Source organism: Kribbella sp. NBC_00662 (genome assembly GCF_041430295.1).
GTDB lineage: Bacteria > Actinomycetota > Actinomycetes > Propionibacteriales > Kribbellaceae > Kribbella.
The window spans coordinates 2,967,401-2,982,611 of the sequence record NZ_CP109029.1; the positions used below are offsets into that span (position 1 = coordinate 2,967,401).

Genomic DNA, 15,211 nt, shown 5'->3' on the forward strand with positions numbered 1-15,211 from the left:
CTCCGCTAGGGAGTGAACAGTTTCCACTGTCCCTCGGAGACGACCTCGACGGTGCCGTCGACCACCTTGACGGCGGAGTCGTCGTCGATCGCGTACGTCGGTGCCGGGATGTGTGCCGCCCATTCCTTTGCGTTGGGCAACGATGCGTCGAGGTGGTCCGGGTGCTCGAAGTGCGGGATGACCGCGAAGTCGACCAGCCCGGCGCCTCGGGCGGTGACCAGGGTCCTGTCGATGTCGCCCTCGGGTGTGCTGAAGACGACGCTCTCGGACTCGAGCGGTCCGTCGGTGCTCAGGGGTGGCTCGGTGTAGGTCTCGACGAAGGTGGAGGCGGCGGCGATGGCTCCGGCGCTGACCCCGACGTACACGGCCTCGGGGCGCAGGGTCGGCAGGAGATCGGTGAGCCCGGAGCGCCGCATCCAGTTGGCGAGGAAGACCGGGTCGCCACCCCAGAACAGCAGCGCGTCGGCCTCGCGGACGACCGGCACCCACGCATCCTCTTCGATACTCGGCAGCACCGAGAGTTCGAGGACGCCCACGGACTTCCAGCCGACGTCGGTGAAACGCGAAGGACCGTTCCCGGAGATCATCCGATACGCCCCGAACTGCCCACCGCGGAACGGGTAGATGGCGGTCGGGATGACGAGCGCGGTGGATTCCGCGATCGGCTTCCCCAGCAGCTCGACCAGCGCATCCTCGATCGTCGCGTTGTGAATCCCGGCAGAAGTCAACAGAAGCTTCATGGCGCCTTTCCTCGGTCGTCCGTACGGCGGAGCGCGCGGCCCCTCAACTCCGCAACGAACAGCCCCGCCCCGATCCGACACCTCGCCCAGCAATTTGTCCAGAAATCTGTCTGTGGCGTCGGCCGGGAATCCAGCAGATGATGATGACATGAGCGTCGCGGACGAGACGTCGCAGGCGTCGGCACCGCTGTGCTGGTGCTGCGGCAACCAGTTCGAGGAGCAGGACCTGGTCCGCCTCGGCTCCCACCCCGAGGTGGGCGTCTGCTCGGGCTGCGCCCGCTTCCTGCACCGCCTACCCCTCCTGGGCCCCCTCCTCCACCGCCTCGACCACCACCTGCCCTAGCCATCCGTCCGCAGGGCGGCAGCACGCGATCAGCTACCTGCCCAGGGCAGCCATGAATTGGGGTTTGGTGAGGAAGGCGAATTGGGCGGTTTTGGTGGAGCCGTCGGGTTGGGGGATCTTGGCTTGGGGGCCGAGGGTGAAGCCGGTGCGGTGGAAGCGGGCGATGGCGCGGGTGTTTCGGACGTCAGGTTCGACCACAAGGCGCGGGTGCCCGAGGTGCACGAACACGAACTCTGCAAGGGCCTTGAGCAGGTTGGCGGTGAAGCCGGGCCGCGGGTCACCGGGCGCGATCAACAGATGCAGCCCGAGATCGCCGGCCTTGATCTCGTACGCCGTCCCAGCCGGATCGGCCTGCGGGTCATAGGTCTGCAGCAGCGCGACCGGTACGTCGTCCAGCCGTACGACGTACACGTGATGCGTCGGCACCGAATCCAGGAACTGGTACGTCGCAGCGACCTCGTCCCGCGACAGTTCGCCCATGCCCCAGTACGTCGCCCGCTCGGCCGTCACCCACTCGTAGATGAGATCGAGGTCGCGCCCAGGATCGGCCTCCTCGAGCCGGACCGTCCCGAAACCGTCCACCTCAACCGAGTAGCCGCGATCCTCGCGACTCGCCGGACCGACGGCCGGAGCCAACGAGCCACCCAGCCACAACGGCAGCTGGTCATGATGATGCCGATCCCCGAGTACGCCGGACGCGCCGAGCGGCACCACCCACGCACTCGACGAACGATCGGCCAGGTCCCACGCATACCGCGCCGCCGACGCACGGATGCAGACGTCGGTCAGCCCGGGCAGGCTCGACGTCGACATGACGCAGTGATGATCGCCGGAAAGCGCCAGATCGTAAGGCTCCTCGTCCCGCCCGAACACCGGACCGCGCAACGCATGCAGCGGCGAGAGCTGATGCGTCTCGCCCCACGGCGGTCGCGGCTTCCGAGCCGCAACCTCCTCCAGAGCCTCCCGCGCCAACCAGCCGAGATCGATCCCCGGGAGGTCTGCCGCGACCAGGTTCTCCAGCGCGTAGGAAACGTGCGTCAGCGGGTCCATCCACGGTGCGAACAGCTCGCCGACCTCGGCATTCTCCAGGACCGTGAAATGATCCGTGAGCCGAGAGATCAGCGCCTTGCGCAAAGCGGCGTACGACGAGGCCGTCGTGCTCGCCGCGTCCATGCGGCGGTCCCAGTCGAGCAGTTCGGTGCGCAGGGCAACGGCCTGCGTGGACAGGTCGTCGAGGTCGACCAGGAGGTCGAGGACGGCACCGGCCGACCCGAGGAACGTGTCCTTGTGGATCGACGGCATGTCGTCGACCGACCAGTCGGTGCGGGCATTCACCAGTTCGCGGATCCGCGCCGAACGATGCAACGCGGCGAACTCGACCCCCAACGGCGCCGCCAGCTCACGAGCGTTCGCCATCACCGCAGGCCCGTCCACGTCCGCCCGCGGCATCGGCTCGTACCACCCGTCCCACTGATGCGAAGCCTCCCAAGCCGGTACGACGCGCATCCGGTTGCTCTCATGCCGCTGCGGCACCAGCCCTGCCGTCCGATGCAGCAGCCTACCCGCGGTGTCAGCCGCGAGCACCACATTCACCGGCTCGACCCACTCGTCGAAGGCGGCGTCGACATCCGCCACAGTGGTTGCCCGAAGCAACCGAGCCATCACCTCGAACCCGAGCCGCCCGGTGACCCGCGGCGGGTATCGCAGACTGATGCCGTCCTGGATGATCGGACCACGCTCGGTCTCGATGACCTCCACGGAGATCGGATCCGCCCCGGCGACCTCGACCACCTCGACATGCGCAGCCGCCGGCTTCCACCCGTCCGGACCCAAGGCCTCGACACCACCGGGAGTCCGGCGGAGCCGCTCGGCATACAGATCCTGATAGTCCGCCATCGCATTCGTGATCGCCCAAGCGACCCCACCCGTGTGCCCGAAGTGCGCCAGCCCAGGAATACCCGGAACCGCGAGACCCAGTACGTCGTACTCCGGGCACGTCAGCCGGATCTGCTGGTAGACGCCCGGGCTCTCGACGTACCGGTGCGGATCACCCGCCACGATCGCCTGACCCGACGCGGTATGCGACCCCGGGATCAGCCACCCGTTGCTCCCGGCGCCATGCGGCCCCTCGGACGAGAACAGATCCAACGCGTCCTCACCGAGATGCCGCGCGACATGAGTCCGCCACAACTTCGTCGGGAAGCCGGCGAAGAGCACATGCACCGCCAGCCAGATCCCGAGCGGCGCCCACGGCTCCCACTCCTGCAACGTCAATCCGGTCTCCGCGAACTCCGGAGCCCGCAGCGCCCCACCCGGCAGCGCGTGATTCACACCTTCGACGTACGCCGTGACCCACTCGCGCGTCTCGTCGTCGAGCGCCTCGAAGCACCGCTGCGCCGTATCAGCCAACCGAGCCTGTCGCGCGAACACGTCCCACGCGGCAGCCTCCGCCCCGAGGAACGCGGCGCTGGTTCCGAGGTACCGCCGGCGCTCGAGTTCGATCTGCCAGGCCCGATCCCGCGCGGCATTCACACCCTGCAGATACACCAACGCGAGAGGGTCTCCGGCCTGGAGCTGTGGCACGCCGTACGTGTCCCGGAACACTCTCGCATTCACAACGCGCCTCGCTTCAGTTAGGTTAGGCTGCGCTAACTTACAAATCAGCATCCAAAGCCGCAAGAGCATTGTCGCCGGAGGTGGGTAGTGGGGCACGGTTGGGAAGGCGTGGTGCTCAAGCTGTTCCGCGGGAAGGACTTCGTCTTCACCGTGACAGGTGCCGAACAGGTCACCGAGCGCTACCGCCGGGTGCATTTCACCGACGGCGGTCTGCTGCGGGCGATCGGCGTACATCCGACGATGTGGGTGCGGCTGTGGTTCGACAACGCCGGCAAGCCGCACCAGCGCGCGTACACGCTGGTCGATCCGGACGTCGAGGCCGGCACGTTCAGCCTGGAGTTCGCGCTGCACGACGGCTGCGCGAGCGACTGGTCCAGGAAGGCCGAGCCTGGCGACACCATCGAGGCAACCGTGCAGGGGACCGGGTTCGAGGTGCCGGACCCGCTGCCGCCGCGGATGCTGGTGATCGGCGATCCGGCGTCGTTGCCCGCGATCAACTCGCTGCTCGCGGTCGCCCCGAAGCTGCCCGCGACGATCTGGTTCGAGACCACCCACGACCTCGACCACGAGCTCCCGTTCCGGATCGATCCCGCACATCACGAGCTCCGCAAGGTCCCGCGGCCGACGATGGTCGAGAACGTGAAGGCCGAGCTGAAGAACGAGATCAGCCCCGACTCGTTCGTCTGGATCGCGTGCGACACCGCGACCACGCGCACGCTGACGTCGTACATCCTGAAGGACCTCGCCGTACCGAAGCATCGCGTGAAGTCCCTCGGCTACTGGAAGGCCGCGTAGCCTACCCAAGGTGATCACGCCGCTAGACCTGACCGACCGCACGCTCGCCGAGCGTCTGCTCGCGATCCAGCACGCCGCGTACGCCGTGGAGGCCGAGCTGATCGGCTTCGACGGCATCCCGCCACTGCAGGAAGACCTGGCCGGACTCATGCGGTCGACAGAACACTGGCTCGGCCGGTACGACGGAAGCACGCTGGTCGGCGCCGTCGCGTACGAGTTCCCGGACGACGACACGATCGAGATCGCCCGCCTGATCGTCGACCCGGCACACGCCCGCCGCGGTCACGGCAAGGCCCTGCTCGACCACCTCGACCAGGCAGAACCGCGACCGGTCAGCCTGGTCTCGACCGGCTCGGCCAACGCACCGGCGGTCAACCTCTACAAATCCCGCGGCTACACGGAGACCGGCCAGGTAGAAGTTGCCCCCGGCATCTACGTCACCCAGTTCAGTCGCGGGTCCTGACCTGTTCGAAGGCGTAGTACAGCGCCAGCAGGAACACGATCAGCAGGGTCGCCTGCGCGGAGATGAACGAGATGCCGATCGTCGCCCCGTAGACCACCGTGCCCATCGAGTACCGCAGCAGTGACCGGCGCATCTCGCGCTTGGTCATCTCGTGCTCGACCAGGTGATGGCGCAGCACGTACCACCAGATCAGGCTGAAGGCGATCGCCGCCAGCGTCAGGTTCGCGCTGTAGACCGCGGCCGCGACGTTCGCGTTGATCGAGTCGTCCTCGAGATGCTCGGCGAACAGGCTGGTCGGGAACGGCAGCAACGTCGTCCACAGCAACAGCAGCAGGTTGAGGAACATCAGCCCGCGATCGGCACGCTGGATCTGGCGGAACATCGAGTGGTGGTTGACCCACATGATGCCGAGGATCGCGAAGCTGGTCAGGTACGCCGCGAACTGCGGCCACTCGTCCAGCAGGGCCGGCCACAGCCGCTGGCCCTCCTCGAGCTCGGGACTGTGCAGCTCCAGCACGAGAAGGGTGATCGCGATCGCGAAGACGCCGTCGCTGAACGCTTCCAGGCGATTGGTCTCCGCAAGATCAGACTGATTGCTCACGCCCGTCAGAGTAATCCGTCCTGAAGGCATCGAGGGCCCGGATCTTGTTGGTGACGTCGAGCGCGGCGACCTTGTACGCCTCGGAGAGTGTCGGGTAGTTCAGGACGGTGTCGACCAGGTAATCGACGGTCCCGCCGCAGCCCATGATCGCCTGGCCGATGTGGACCAGGTCGGTCGCGTTGGTGCCGAACACGTGCACGCCGAGCAGCGTGCGGTCCTCGGTCGAGACGAGCAGCTTGAGCATCCCGTACGTGTCGCCGAGAATCTGCCCGCGGGCCAGTTCGCGGTACCGCGAGACACCGACCTCGTACGGCACCGAGGAGCGGGTCAGCTCCTCCTCGGTCGCACCGCAGTACGAGACCTCGGGGATCGTGTAGATGCCGATCGGTTGCAGCCCCGCCAGCTCGCGGGCCGGTTCACCGAAAGCGTGGTACGCCGCGAGCCGGCCCTGATCCATGCTGTTCGCGGCGAGTGCCGGGAAGCCGATCACGTCGCCGACGGCGTAGATGTGCTCGACCGTGGTCCGGTAATGCTCGTCGACCTTGATCCGGCCGCGCGCGTCCGCCTCGAGCCCGGCCGCCTCGAGGTTGAGCGCGTCGGTGACGCCCTGGCGGCCGGCGGAGTACATCACCATCTCGGCCGGGATCCGCTTGCCGCTGGCCAGCGAGGTGACCGTGCCGCGTTCGGAGACCTCGACCCGCTCGACCTCTTCGCCGAACCGGAAGGTGACCGCCTGGTCGCGGAGGTGGAACTTGAGCGACTCGACCACCTCCGGATCGCAGAACTCCAGCATCCGGTCGCGCTTCTCGACCACGGTCACCCGGGTCCCGAGTGCGGCGAACATCGATGCGTACTCGATCCCGATCACTCCGGCGCCGACCACGACCATCGAGCCCGGCACCTTCTCGAGCTTCAGGATCGCGTCGGAGTCGAGCACGTGCCGGTCGTCGAACTCGATCTGCCGCGGCCGCGCCGGCCTGGTGCCAGTGGCGATCACGATCTTCTCGGCCGTGACCGTGCTGGTCTCGCCGCGCCCTGTCCCGGTCACCTGGACCGTGTTCGGGTCGACGAAGCTCGCCGTACCGTGCAGCAGTTCGACGTGGTTGCGGAGCAGTTGGGACCGGACCACTTCGACCTCGCGGCCGACCACATGCTGGGTCCGGGCCATCAAGTCGGCGATCGTGATCTCGGACTTCACCCGGTAGCTCGCGCCGTACAGGTCGCGCAGCGCCATCCCGGTCAGGTAGAGGACGGCCTCGCGCAGTGTCTTGGACGGAATCGTGCCGGTGTTGACGCAGACGCCGCCGAGCATCGAGATCCGCTCGACGACTGCCACCCGCTTGCCGAGTTTCGCGCCGGCGATCGCGGCCTTCTGCCCGCCCGGGCCGGACCCGATCACCACGAGGTCGTAGTCGAACATCGGATCTCCCCACCAGACTGGGCGCCTAATGGCACCCAGTCTGGTACAGCAGGGTCAGTCAGTCGACAGCGAAACAGCTGTCCAGCTGATGGCCGGGAGCGTAACGGTCAGTTGGCCGTCGACCAGGCTGACCGCCTCGAGCTGTTGCGGGACGACGTGGTCGGGGTCGGTGGCCGAGTTCGTGGCCAGGGGGTCCTCGGCGTGCATGATCAGCGCCTCGCCGATGGTGGTGACACCGGTGCGGCTGACGTCGATCGTGACCTCGATCGGGCCGTCGGTCGACCGGTTGACGGCGAAGATCGCGACCCGGCCCTCGTCGTACGTCGCGACCGCGTCGACGGCGGCAACGTCGCCGTACTTCTCTGTCGTGGTCATCGGTGAGTCGGTCTGGACCCGGAGGACCTGACCGGCCGCCAGCCGGGACGTAATCGCGAACGGGTGGAACGTCGGCTGCCGCCAGGCCGGCCCACCCGGCTCGGTCATGATCGGGGCGATCACGTTCGCGAGCTGGGCCAGGCACGCAACCCCGACCCGGTCGCTGTGCCGGAGCAACGAGATCAGAAGGTTGCCGACGACAACGGCATCGGTGGCGTTGTACTCGTCCTCGATCCGTCGCGGCGCCACCTCCCACTGGTCCTGCGGGCCGTCGGTACGGCGGGACCGGTCCTTGTACCAGACGTTCCACTCGTCGAACGAGATGCCGATCTTCTTGCTGCTCTTGAGCTCCGCGCCGACATGGTCCGCGGTCGCAACCACCGCATCGATGAAGCGGTCCATATTCACCGCGGAGGCCAGGAACGAGGCGGTGTCCCCGTCGTCGTTGCTGTAGTACGCGTGGCACGAGATGTAGTCGACGAAGTCGTACGTCTCGCGCAGCACGTCACGCTCCCACGTGCCGAACAGCGGCATCGCGGACGACGAGGAACCACACGCGACCAACTGGAGATCGGGCTCGACCATCCGCATCACCCGCGCGGTCTCGGCCGCGAGCCGCCCGTACTCGGTCGGTGTCTTGTGGCCGACCTGCCACGGACCGTCGAGTTCGTTGCCGAGACACCACAGCTTGATCCCGTACGGCGATCCGCCGTGCTGCTCGCGCAGGTCGGACAACGCCGTACCGCCCGGGTGGTTCGAGTACTCGAGCAGGTCGAGCGCCTCCTGGACGCCGCGCGTCCCGAGGTTGAGCGCCATCATCGGCTCGAGGCCGGCCTTCGCGCACCAGCGGCTGAACTCGTCCAGCCCGAACTCGTTGGTCTCGACGCTGTGCCAGGCCAGGTCGAGCCGGCGGGGCCGCTCGTCCCGCGGGCCGACGCCGTCCTCCCAGCGGTAACCGGAGACGAAGTTGCCGCCGGGGTAGCGGACCACGGAGACGCCGAGCTCACGGGTCAGTTCGAGGACGTCCTTGCGGAAGCCGTCCTCGTCGGCGGTCGCGTGGCCGGGTTCGTAGATGCCGGTGTAGACACACCGGCCCATGTGTTCGACGAACGTCCCGAAGGTACGGCGGTTCACGGGCGCGATCGTGAACGCAGGGTCGATGGTCAGTTTGGCAGCGGGCACCAGGTTGCTCCTGTCACAGGTTGTCTAGCCCTTGATCCCCGCGTCTCCGACTCCACGGACGACGTGGCGCTGGAACAGGGCGTAGATGATCAGCAGGGGAAGCCCGCCCAGCACGGCGGACGCCATGATCTGGGCGTAGCGCAGGCCGTACGAGCCCTGCACATTGGCCAGGCCGACCGGGATCGTCATCATTGACGGGTCGGTGGTCACGATGAAGGGCCAGAGGAAGTTGTTCCAGGCCCCGATGAACGTGAAGATGCCGACGGCAACCAGGATCGGCCGCGACATCGGCACCATCACGCTCCAGACGATCCGCCACCGGGAGGCGCCGTCGACCCGGGCCGCGTCCTCGTAGTCGCGGGAGATGCCGTCGAAGAACTTCTTCAGCACGAACACCATCACCGGTTCGACCACCTGCGGCAGCACGATGCCCCAGTAGGTGTCGACCAGCCCGAGTCCGGTCATCTCCTGGAACAACGGCACGATCAGCACCTGCGGCGGCACCAGGATGCCGGCGATGATCAGCCCGTACAGCAGGCGCCGGCCCGGGAACGTCGTACGGGACAGGCCGTACGCCGCGAGGACGGACACGAACAGCGTCAGGACGGTCACGAGGATCGAGACGATCGTGCTGTTCAGGAACCAGCGGATCAGATCGCCCTGGTCGATCACGCTGCGATAGGCGTCCGTGGTCGGCGCCTGGGGGAACCAGGTGATCGGGGTGCGAGTGGTCTCCGGCTCGGGCTTCAGCGAGGTGTCGAGGGCCCAGAGCAACGGAACGAGCCAGACGACCGCCAGGATCACCGCGCCGACGGCGCTCGCGGTTCCGGCGAAGGTCCAGCGCGGTTTCGACGGACCGCCGCCGGCAGGCCCGGTCGTGGGCTCGGCCGACCGCCGTGCGGTCGGCATCGTCGTGGTCGTCATGCCGTCTCCTCCCGGCCGGAGAACAGTTTGAACTGGGCCAGCGCGACGATCACGATGATCGCGAAGAACAGGTACGAGATCGCCGACGCGTAGCCGATCCGGTAACTGGTGAAGCCGGTCTCGTAGATGTACTGGATGATCGGCCGGGTCGCGTAGTTCGGGCCGCCGTCGGTCATCAGATAGATCTGGTCGAAGATCTTCAGCGACGCGACCAGTTGCAGTACGACGATCAGCCCGGTGGTCCGCCGCAGCAACGGCAACGTGATCCGGAACAGCTGCTGACGTCCGCCGGCCCCGTCGATCGCGGCCGCCTCGTAGATCTGCGCCGGAATGCCTTGCAGGGCAGCGAGATAGAGCAGGAAGTTGAACCCGACCGTCCACCAGACGGTCGTGATCACCACCGCGAGCATGGCCCGGTTCTCGGTGTTCAGCCAGTCGATCTCGGCGAACCCGCCGGCCGTCAGCAGCCCGTTCACCAGGCCGAAGCCGGGCTGGTAGATCCACACCCAGATCAGCGTCACCACGGTGGCGGGCAGCACGAACGGAGCGAAGTACGAGAAGCGCAGGAGCCAGCCGAGCAGACCCTTGCGGTTGGCGAGCAGGGCCATCGCCAGCGCGACGATCACCAGCGGCGGGGTGCTCATCGCGGTGAAGACGAGGGTGTTCTTCAGCGACGACCAGACGGCCGGGTCGCCGAACAGGTCCTGCCAGTTCTGCAGGCCGAGGAACTCGTGCTTCACGCCGGCCAGGCTCGTGTTGAAGAAGCTGTTCCACAGGCCGGAGACGATCGGCCAGAGCATGAACAGTGCGAACAGCAGCAGGAACGGCGCCACGAAGAACAGGCCCGCCCAGCGTTCCTTCCAATCCGGTCGTTCCATGAGTCTTCTCCTGTCAGACCGGGGACGGGGTGTCGAGGAGCTTCTGGGTCGCGGCCTTGAACTGCGCCAGCGCGGACTTCGGCGTGGCCTGTCCGGTCGCGATCCCGCTGAAGGCGGCCGCGGACTCGTTCTCCAGCTGCGCTCCCGAGCCGCTGAACCAGGCGTCGGGGTCGTAGAACACGTTCGGAGCGACGCTGCGGTACTCCGCCTGCGGCTTGAGATCCAGGTACTCCTGGCTCTGCACGACCGGCTGGTACGCCGGGATGTGGCCGCCGGCCGCCCATTCGACGCTGTGCTTGAGCATCCAGGCGATGTACTCGATCGTCGCCTTCGTGTCGTCGGCGTTGCGGCGGGCCTGGTGCGGCAGCACGAAGGTGTGCGAATCGCCCTGGAACTTCGGCACGTCGTACACGACCGGGAACGGCGCCATGCTGAACGGCAGCTTCGCGGTCTGGTACGTCGTGACCTCCCACTCACCGTTGAAGCTCAGCCCGGCCTCGCCGTTGCTGAACTGGGCCACCAGGGCCGCGTAGTTCGCCGACCGTGGCGTGAGTCCCTCGCTCGCGAGCTTCGCGATCAGGTCCAGGGCCTCGAGCGCCTTGGCGTCGTCGATCACCAGTTCCTTGCCGTCCGGGCTGAAGAACTCGCCCTCGAGCTGGCCGTACAGCGTCCACCACAGCCGCCACGGGCTGGTGGTGTCGACGGAAACGGCGTACTTGCCGGTGGTCTCCTTGACCGCCCGCAGCATGTCGAGGAACGGGGTCACGCCTTTGACCGGCTTGATCTTGTTGTCCGGCCCGAGCAGACCGGCCTTCTTGCAGATCTCGAGGTTGTAGTAGAGGACGAACGGGTGCTGGTCCAGCGGAACGGCGTACAGCCGGCCGTCGATGACGCAGCGGTCCCAGGTCGCCGGCAGGAAGTCGGACTGCTGGACGCCTGCGGCGGCCAGGAGTTCGACCGGGATCGGGTCGAGCATCGTCGTCGGGCTGAATCCCTTCAGCCGGGACATGTGCATGGTCGCGACCTCGGGCGCGCGGCCACCGGCCGCGGACATCGCGAGCTTGGTGTAGAACGGCGGACCCCAGGCCAGCGTGTGTGCCTGGAACGCGACGCCGGGGTGTTCGGCGACGTACTGCTGATGGATCTGCAGCAGGCGGGCGCCGTCCCCGCCGCCGAACAGGTTCCATTCGCGGACTCGCGGCTTGGAGCTGAGCGCCCCGCAGCCGGTCAGGGTGAGAGCGCCGAGCAGACCACCAAGAACTGCTCGACGCCCCGGTCGGGAGGGTGGGACAGGGGGCATCGGTCCTCCAGGGCGGAGTGGAGCACGATTCCTACACCGATGTACTACATCGGTGTAGAGAGGATGCCCGAGCGCTTCGGGACCGTCAAGGCTTCAGCTCGGACCGAGGGTGGATTCCCTGGTGTGGAGTTCGTAGGGGGCGACGATCTCGTGGTGCTCGGAGACGTCGCCGGCCATCCGCTGGACGAGGAGCTCGACCGCGGTGCGGGCGATGTGGATCCGATTCGGATCGACCGTGGTCAGGGTCGGGCTGCTGTAGCTGGCCTCGTCGATGTTGTCGAAGCCGGCCACCGCCACGTCGTCCGGGATCCGCACGCCACACGCGGCGAGGGCCCGGATCGCGCCGAGCGCCAAGGTGTCGTTCAAGGCGAAGACGGCGTCGAACCGCTGGCCCGTCCCGAGCAGCTCCGCCATCGCGTCCGCCCCGCTCGACCGGTGCCACTTCCCGCCCGAGACGGCGAGCTCCTCCGGCACGGGAACGCCGTACTCCGCGAGTGTCTCGGCGTACGCGCCGTACCGGATGGCCGCGGTGCCGACGCCTTCGCGCGGCCGGATGCCGATCACCGCGATCCGCCGGCGGCCCTGGTCGAGCAGATGCCGTACGACGGCCTTGGTGCCCTCGACGTTGTCGATCATCACGTGGTCGACCGGGCCGTGGAAGATCCGCTCGCCGAGCAGCACCACCGGCGTGTGCGTGCGGAGCTGATCGACGTCCTCGGGGCCGAGACCGAGCGGGCTGTACAGCAGGCCGTCGACCAGATGCCCGCGCGGCCGGGCCAGTGCGGTCAGTTCCCGTCCGCGGTCGGCCCCGGTGGTCTCGATCATCACCGTCAGGCCGTGCTCGCCGGCGGCCGCGATCGCCGCGTCGGCGAGCTCCGCGAAGTACGGATTGCTCAGCTCCGGCACGGCCAGACCGATCACGCCGGTCCGGCCGGACTTCAGGTTCCGGGCGGAGATGTTCATCCGGTAGCCGAGGGCATCGATCGCCGCGAGGACCTTGGTCCGGGTCTCGGCGCGGATGTACGGATACCCGTTCATCACGTTCGAGACCGTCTTCGGAGACACGCCGGCCTCGCGCGCGACGTCGCGCATCGTCACCGCCATGGCATGTCCCTCATGGGCAGCCACGGTAGTGCAGAGTTCACTCCTCCGTGGCTGCCTCGTCGTGCGGGGGACGGCGTGGCGGGTTCGGCTGCGGGCCGGCCGACCGGCCGCCGGGGTGGTCCGCGATGTCCGGCTCGTCGTCGTCGTTCAGCTCGAGACCCTCTTCACGCAGCGTGTCCTCGACCGCAGGGTCCAGCTCGCGACCGGGATGTGGCAGCCCAGGCCTGTCGAAACTCATCGCACCCTCCCTGGCAATGGTTACTGCCACCCACGATACGGCTTCAGCGGTCGGTGAGGGACCGGCGACGCTGAGTGGGATCGACGAGGGACTGAGGCTGCCAGACGCCGTCCACGGTGTAGAGGTCGGTGCCCGGTGGGACGATCTCGTCGATCCGATCGAGGGTCTTGTCGTCCAGGGTCAGGTCGGCGGCCCCGAGCAGGCCTTCGAGTTGCTCCATCGTGCGCGGGCCGGAGATCACCGACGTGACCGCGGGGTGGCTGGTGACGAAGGCCATCGCGAGTTCGGGCAACGTCCTGCCGATGCTGTCGGCAACTTCGCTCAGTGGCTCGAGAGCGGCGTACTTCGCGGCGTTCGCGGGCAGCGCCGGGTCGAAACGAGCGGGCGCGAGCGACGCGCGGGCGGACCGGTCGAGCGGCTGGTCCTTGCGGATCTTCCCGGACAGGAAGCCGAACGCGAGCGGGCTGTAGGTCAGCACCCCCATCCCGAGTCGCCGGCAGGTCGGCAGGATCGACCGCTCGATGCCGCGGGCAATCATCGAGTACGGCGGCTGGTTGGTCCGGAACCGTCCGTAACCGCGCTGCCCGGAGACGTGGTACGCCTCGACGATGTCCTCCGCCGGGAACGCCGAGCAGCCGAACGCGCGGATCTTCCCCGCGGTGACCAGATCGCTCAGCACCCACAGGGTTTCCTCGATATCCGTGGTGTGATCCGGCCGGTGGATCTGGTACAGGTCGATCCAGTCGGTGCCGAGCCGGCGCAGGCTGTCCTCGACCGCGCGGGTGATCCAGCGCCGCGAGTTGCCGCTCCGGTTGCGTCCCTCGCCGAACGGGAAGTGCACCTTGCTGGCCAGTACGACGTCGTCGCGGCGCGCCTTGATCGCCTTGCCGACGATCTGTTCGGACTCGCCCGCGGAGTACATGTCCGCGGTGTCGACGAAGTTGATCCCCCGGTCGAGCGCCGTGTTGATGATCCGGATGCAGTCCTCGTGGTCGGGGTTCCCGGCGGCGCCGAACATCATCGCCCCGAGACAGTACTCACTGACCTCGATCCCGGTCCCACCCAGCGTGCGGTAGCGCATGACAGCAACTCCTCGTGTTCCGATCGGTGACGTCTCGCACGCTAAGAGCTAGAGCGCTGTCTAGGTCAAGCCCGACCTAGGGTGGCGTCATGGACATCGAGGGGCTGTGGGACCCGGAGCCGGGCTGGTTGAACACCGCGTCGTACGGGCTGCCGCCGAAACCGGCCTGGGAGGCGTTGCAGGCCGCGCTCGCGGACTGGCGGGTCGGCAGGACGAGCTGGGAGCCGTGGGACAGGTCGACCACGCGGGCCCGGGAGTCGTTCGCCCGGCTGATCGGCGCGGACGTCGCGGACGTGTTCGTCGGCAGCACGGTGTCGGCTGCGATGGTGCCGATCGCGGCGGCGCTGCCGGACGGCGCGAAGGTGCTGACCGACGACGTCGAGTTCACCTCGAACGTGTTCCCGTGGCAGGTGCACGCGGACCGCGGCATCGAGGTGATCGCCGTACCAGGTGACGAGCTGCTCGCGGCGATCAAGCCCGAGATCGATCTGGTCGCGGTGTCGGCGGTGCAGTCGTCGACAGGTGTCGTACTCGACCTGCCCGCCGTAGTTGCCGCCAGCAAGCAGATCGACGCGCTGCTGGTGCTCGATGCAACCCAGGCGGTGGGCTGGCACCCGATCACGTCCGAGGGTGTCGATGCGTTGATCGCGCACAGTTACAAGTGGTTGATGTCGCCACGCGGTGCGACGCTCGGCTACCTGTCGGCACGTCTCCAGGAGCGCTGCCGCCCGTCCGCCGCCGGTTGGTACGCAGCGCGGGACGTCCACGGTTCGTACTACGGGCCCGTGATGGATCTCGATCCCGGCGCGCGCAGGTTCGACCAGTCCCCGGCCTGGTTCAGTTTCGTCGGCGCGGCACCGGCGCTCGAGCTGATCGAGCAGATCGGCGTGGACACGATCAACCGCCACAACCTCGACCTGGCGAACGAGTTCCGCGCCGGCCTCGGCCTGCAGCCGTCGAACAGCGCGATCGTCAGCACGAGCCTCCCGGGAGCGCAGGAGGCGTTCGCGGCCGCGGGCATCCGGGCCGCCGTACGGGACGGGAAACTGCGCGCGTCGTTCCACATCTACTCGACCCGCGACGACGTACAGCAGGCCCTGCAGGCGCTCAAACCGCTGCTGTGAGAACTGGGTCCGGAGTTAGGGTGCCCC

General features: G+C 67.7%; 15 protein-coding genes. 4 read left to right on the forward strand and 11 right to left on the reverse strand.

Going from position 1 to position 15,211, the window contains the following annotated elements; translation table 11 throughout:
• Positions 1-5: 5 nt before the first annotated feature.
• Entirely contained in the window at positions 6-740 is a 735-nt protein-coding gene (locus OHA10_RS14980; protein WP_371406802.1) for a Type 1 glutamine amidotransferase-like domain-containing protein, read from the reverse strand.
• A 148-nt stretch (positions 741-888) separates the two neighbouring features.
• Here OHA10_RS14980 and OHA10_RS14985 point away from each other — a divergent pair, with 148 nt between their 5' ends.
• Positions 889-1,083, forward strand: a complete 195-nt coding sequence (locus OHA10_RS14985) for a hypothetical protein (protein WP_371406803.1) — start codon at positions 889-891, stop codon at positions 1,081-1,083.
• Between the two features lie 33 nt (positions 1,084-1,116).
• Here OHA10_RS14985 and OHA10_RS14990 read toward each other — a convergent pair whose 3' ends face one another.
• Positions 1,117-3,699, reverse strand: coding sequence for a GNAT family N-acetyltransferase (locus tag OHA10_RS14990; protein ID WP_371406804.1), 2,583 nt, complete (start codon positions 3,697-3,699; stop codon positions 1,117-1,119).
• A gap of 87 nt (positions 3,700-3,786) precedes the next feature.
• Here OHA10_RS14990 and OHA10_RS14995 point away from each other — a divergent pair, with 87 nt between their 5' ends.
• Together OHA10_RS14995 and OHA10_RS15000 are read left to right on the forward strand one after the other, a co-directional pair.
• The gene (locus OHA10_RS14995; protein ID WP_371406805.1) at positions 3,787-4,494 is read left to right on the forward strand and encodes a siderophore-interacting protein; all 708 of its coding nucleotides are present in this window, start codon (positions 3,787-3,789) and stop codon (positions 4,492-4,494) included.
• A 10-nt stretch (positions 4,495-4,504) separates the two neighbouring features.
• The gene (locus OHA10_RS15000) at positions 4,505-4,957 is read left to right on the forward strand and encodes a GNAT family N-acetyltransferase (RefSeq protein WP_371406806.1); all 453 of its coding nucleotides are present in this window, start codon (positions 4,505-4,507) and stop codon (positions 4,955-4,957) included.
• On the opposite strand, the gene OHA10_RS15005 is transcribed toward OHA10_RS15000, so the two are convergent.
• The 9 genes from OHA10_RS15005 to OHA10_RS15045 form a co-directional block, all read right to left on the reverse strand.
• Positions 4,941-5,558, reverse strand: coding sequence for a TMEM175 family protein (locus OHA10_RS15005; RefSeq protein WP_371406807.1), 618 nt, complete (start codon positions 5,556-5,558; stop codon positions 4,941-4,943). The two genes, OHA10_RS15000 and OHA10_RS15005, sit on opposite strands and share 17 nt — an antisense overlap.
• Positions 5,542-6,978, reverse strand: coding sequence for a Si-specific NAD(P)(+) transhydrogenase (sthA, locus tag OHA10_RS15010; RefSeq protein WP_371406808.1), 1,437 nt, complete (start codon positions 6,976-6,978; stop codon positions 5,542-5,544). Before sthA ends, OHA10_RS15005 begins: the two co-directional genes overlap by 17 nt.
• Before the next feature lie 54 nt (positions 6,979-7,032).
• Complete coding sequence (locus OHA10_RS15015; protein ID WP_371406809.1) at positions 7,033-8,535, reverse strand: alpha-N-arabinofuranosidase; 1,503 nt, start codon at positions 8,533-8,535, stop codon at positions 7,033-7,035.
• Positions 8,536-8,559: 24 nt separating this feature from the next.
• Positions 8,560-9,459, reverse strand: coding sequence for a carbohydrate ABC transporter permease (locus OHA10_RS15020; protein WP_371406810.1), 900 nt, complete (start codon positions 9,457-9,459; stop codon positions 8,560-8,562).
• The gene (locus OHA10_RS15025; protein WP_371406811.1) at positions 9,456-10,337 is read right to left on the reverse strand and encodes a carbohydrate ABC transporter permease; all 882 of its coding nucleotides are present in this window, start codon (positions 10,335-10,337) and stop codon (positions 9,456-9,458) included. The genes OHA10_RS15020 and OHA10_RS15025 overlap by 4 nt, the downstream gene beginning before the upstream one ends.
• A 13-nt stretch (positions 10,338-10,350) precedes the next feature.
• Positions 10,351-11,637 (reverse strand): extracellular solute-binding protein, encoded by a 1,287-nt coding sequence (locus OHA10_RS15030; protein ID WP_371406812.1) that lies wholly within the window; start codon positions 11,635-11,637, stop codon positions 10,351-10,353.
• A 93-nt stretch (positions 11,638-11,730) separates the two neighbouring features.
• On the reverse strand, positions 11,731-12,741 hold the full coding sequence (locus tag OHA10_RS15035; protein WP_371406813.1) for a LacI family DNA-binding transcriptional regulator: 1,011 nt from the start codon (positions 12,739-12,741) through the stop codon (positions 11,731-11,733).
• A 37-nt stretch (positions 12,742-12,778) separates the two neighbouring features.
• On the reverse strand, positions 12,779-12,979 hold the full coding sequence (locus OHA10_RS15040; RefSeq protein ID WP_371406814.1) for a hypothetical protein: 201 nt from the start codon (positions 12,977-12,979) through the stop codon (positions 12,779-12,781).
• A 43-nt stretch (positions 12,980-13,022) separates the two neighbouring features.
• Complete coding sequence (locus OHA10_RS15045; RefSeq protein ID WP_371406815.1) at positions 13,023-14,060, reverse strand: aldo/keto reductase; 1,038 nt, start codon at positions 14,058-14,060, stop codon at positions 13,023-13,025.
• A gap of 89 nt (positions 14,061-14,149) precedes the next feature.
• On the opposite strand from OHA10_RS15045, the gene OHA10_RS15050 reads away from it, so the two are divergent.
• Positions 14,150-15,184: an aminotransferase class V-fold PLP-dependent enzyme gene (locus OHA10_RS15050; RefSeq protein WP_371406816.1), complete on the forward strand. Its 1,035-nt coding sequence runs from the start codon at positions 14,150-14,152 to the stop codon at positions 15,182-15,184.
• The last annotated feature ends 27 nt before the right edge of the window (positions 15,185-15,211 follow it).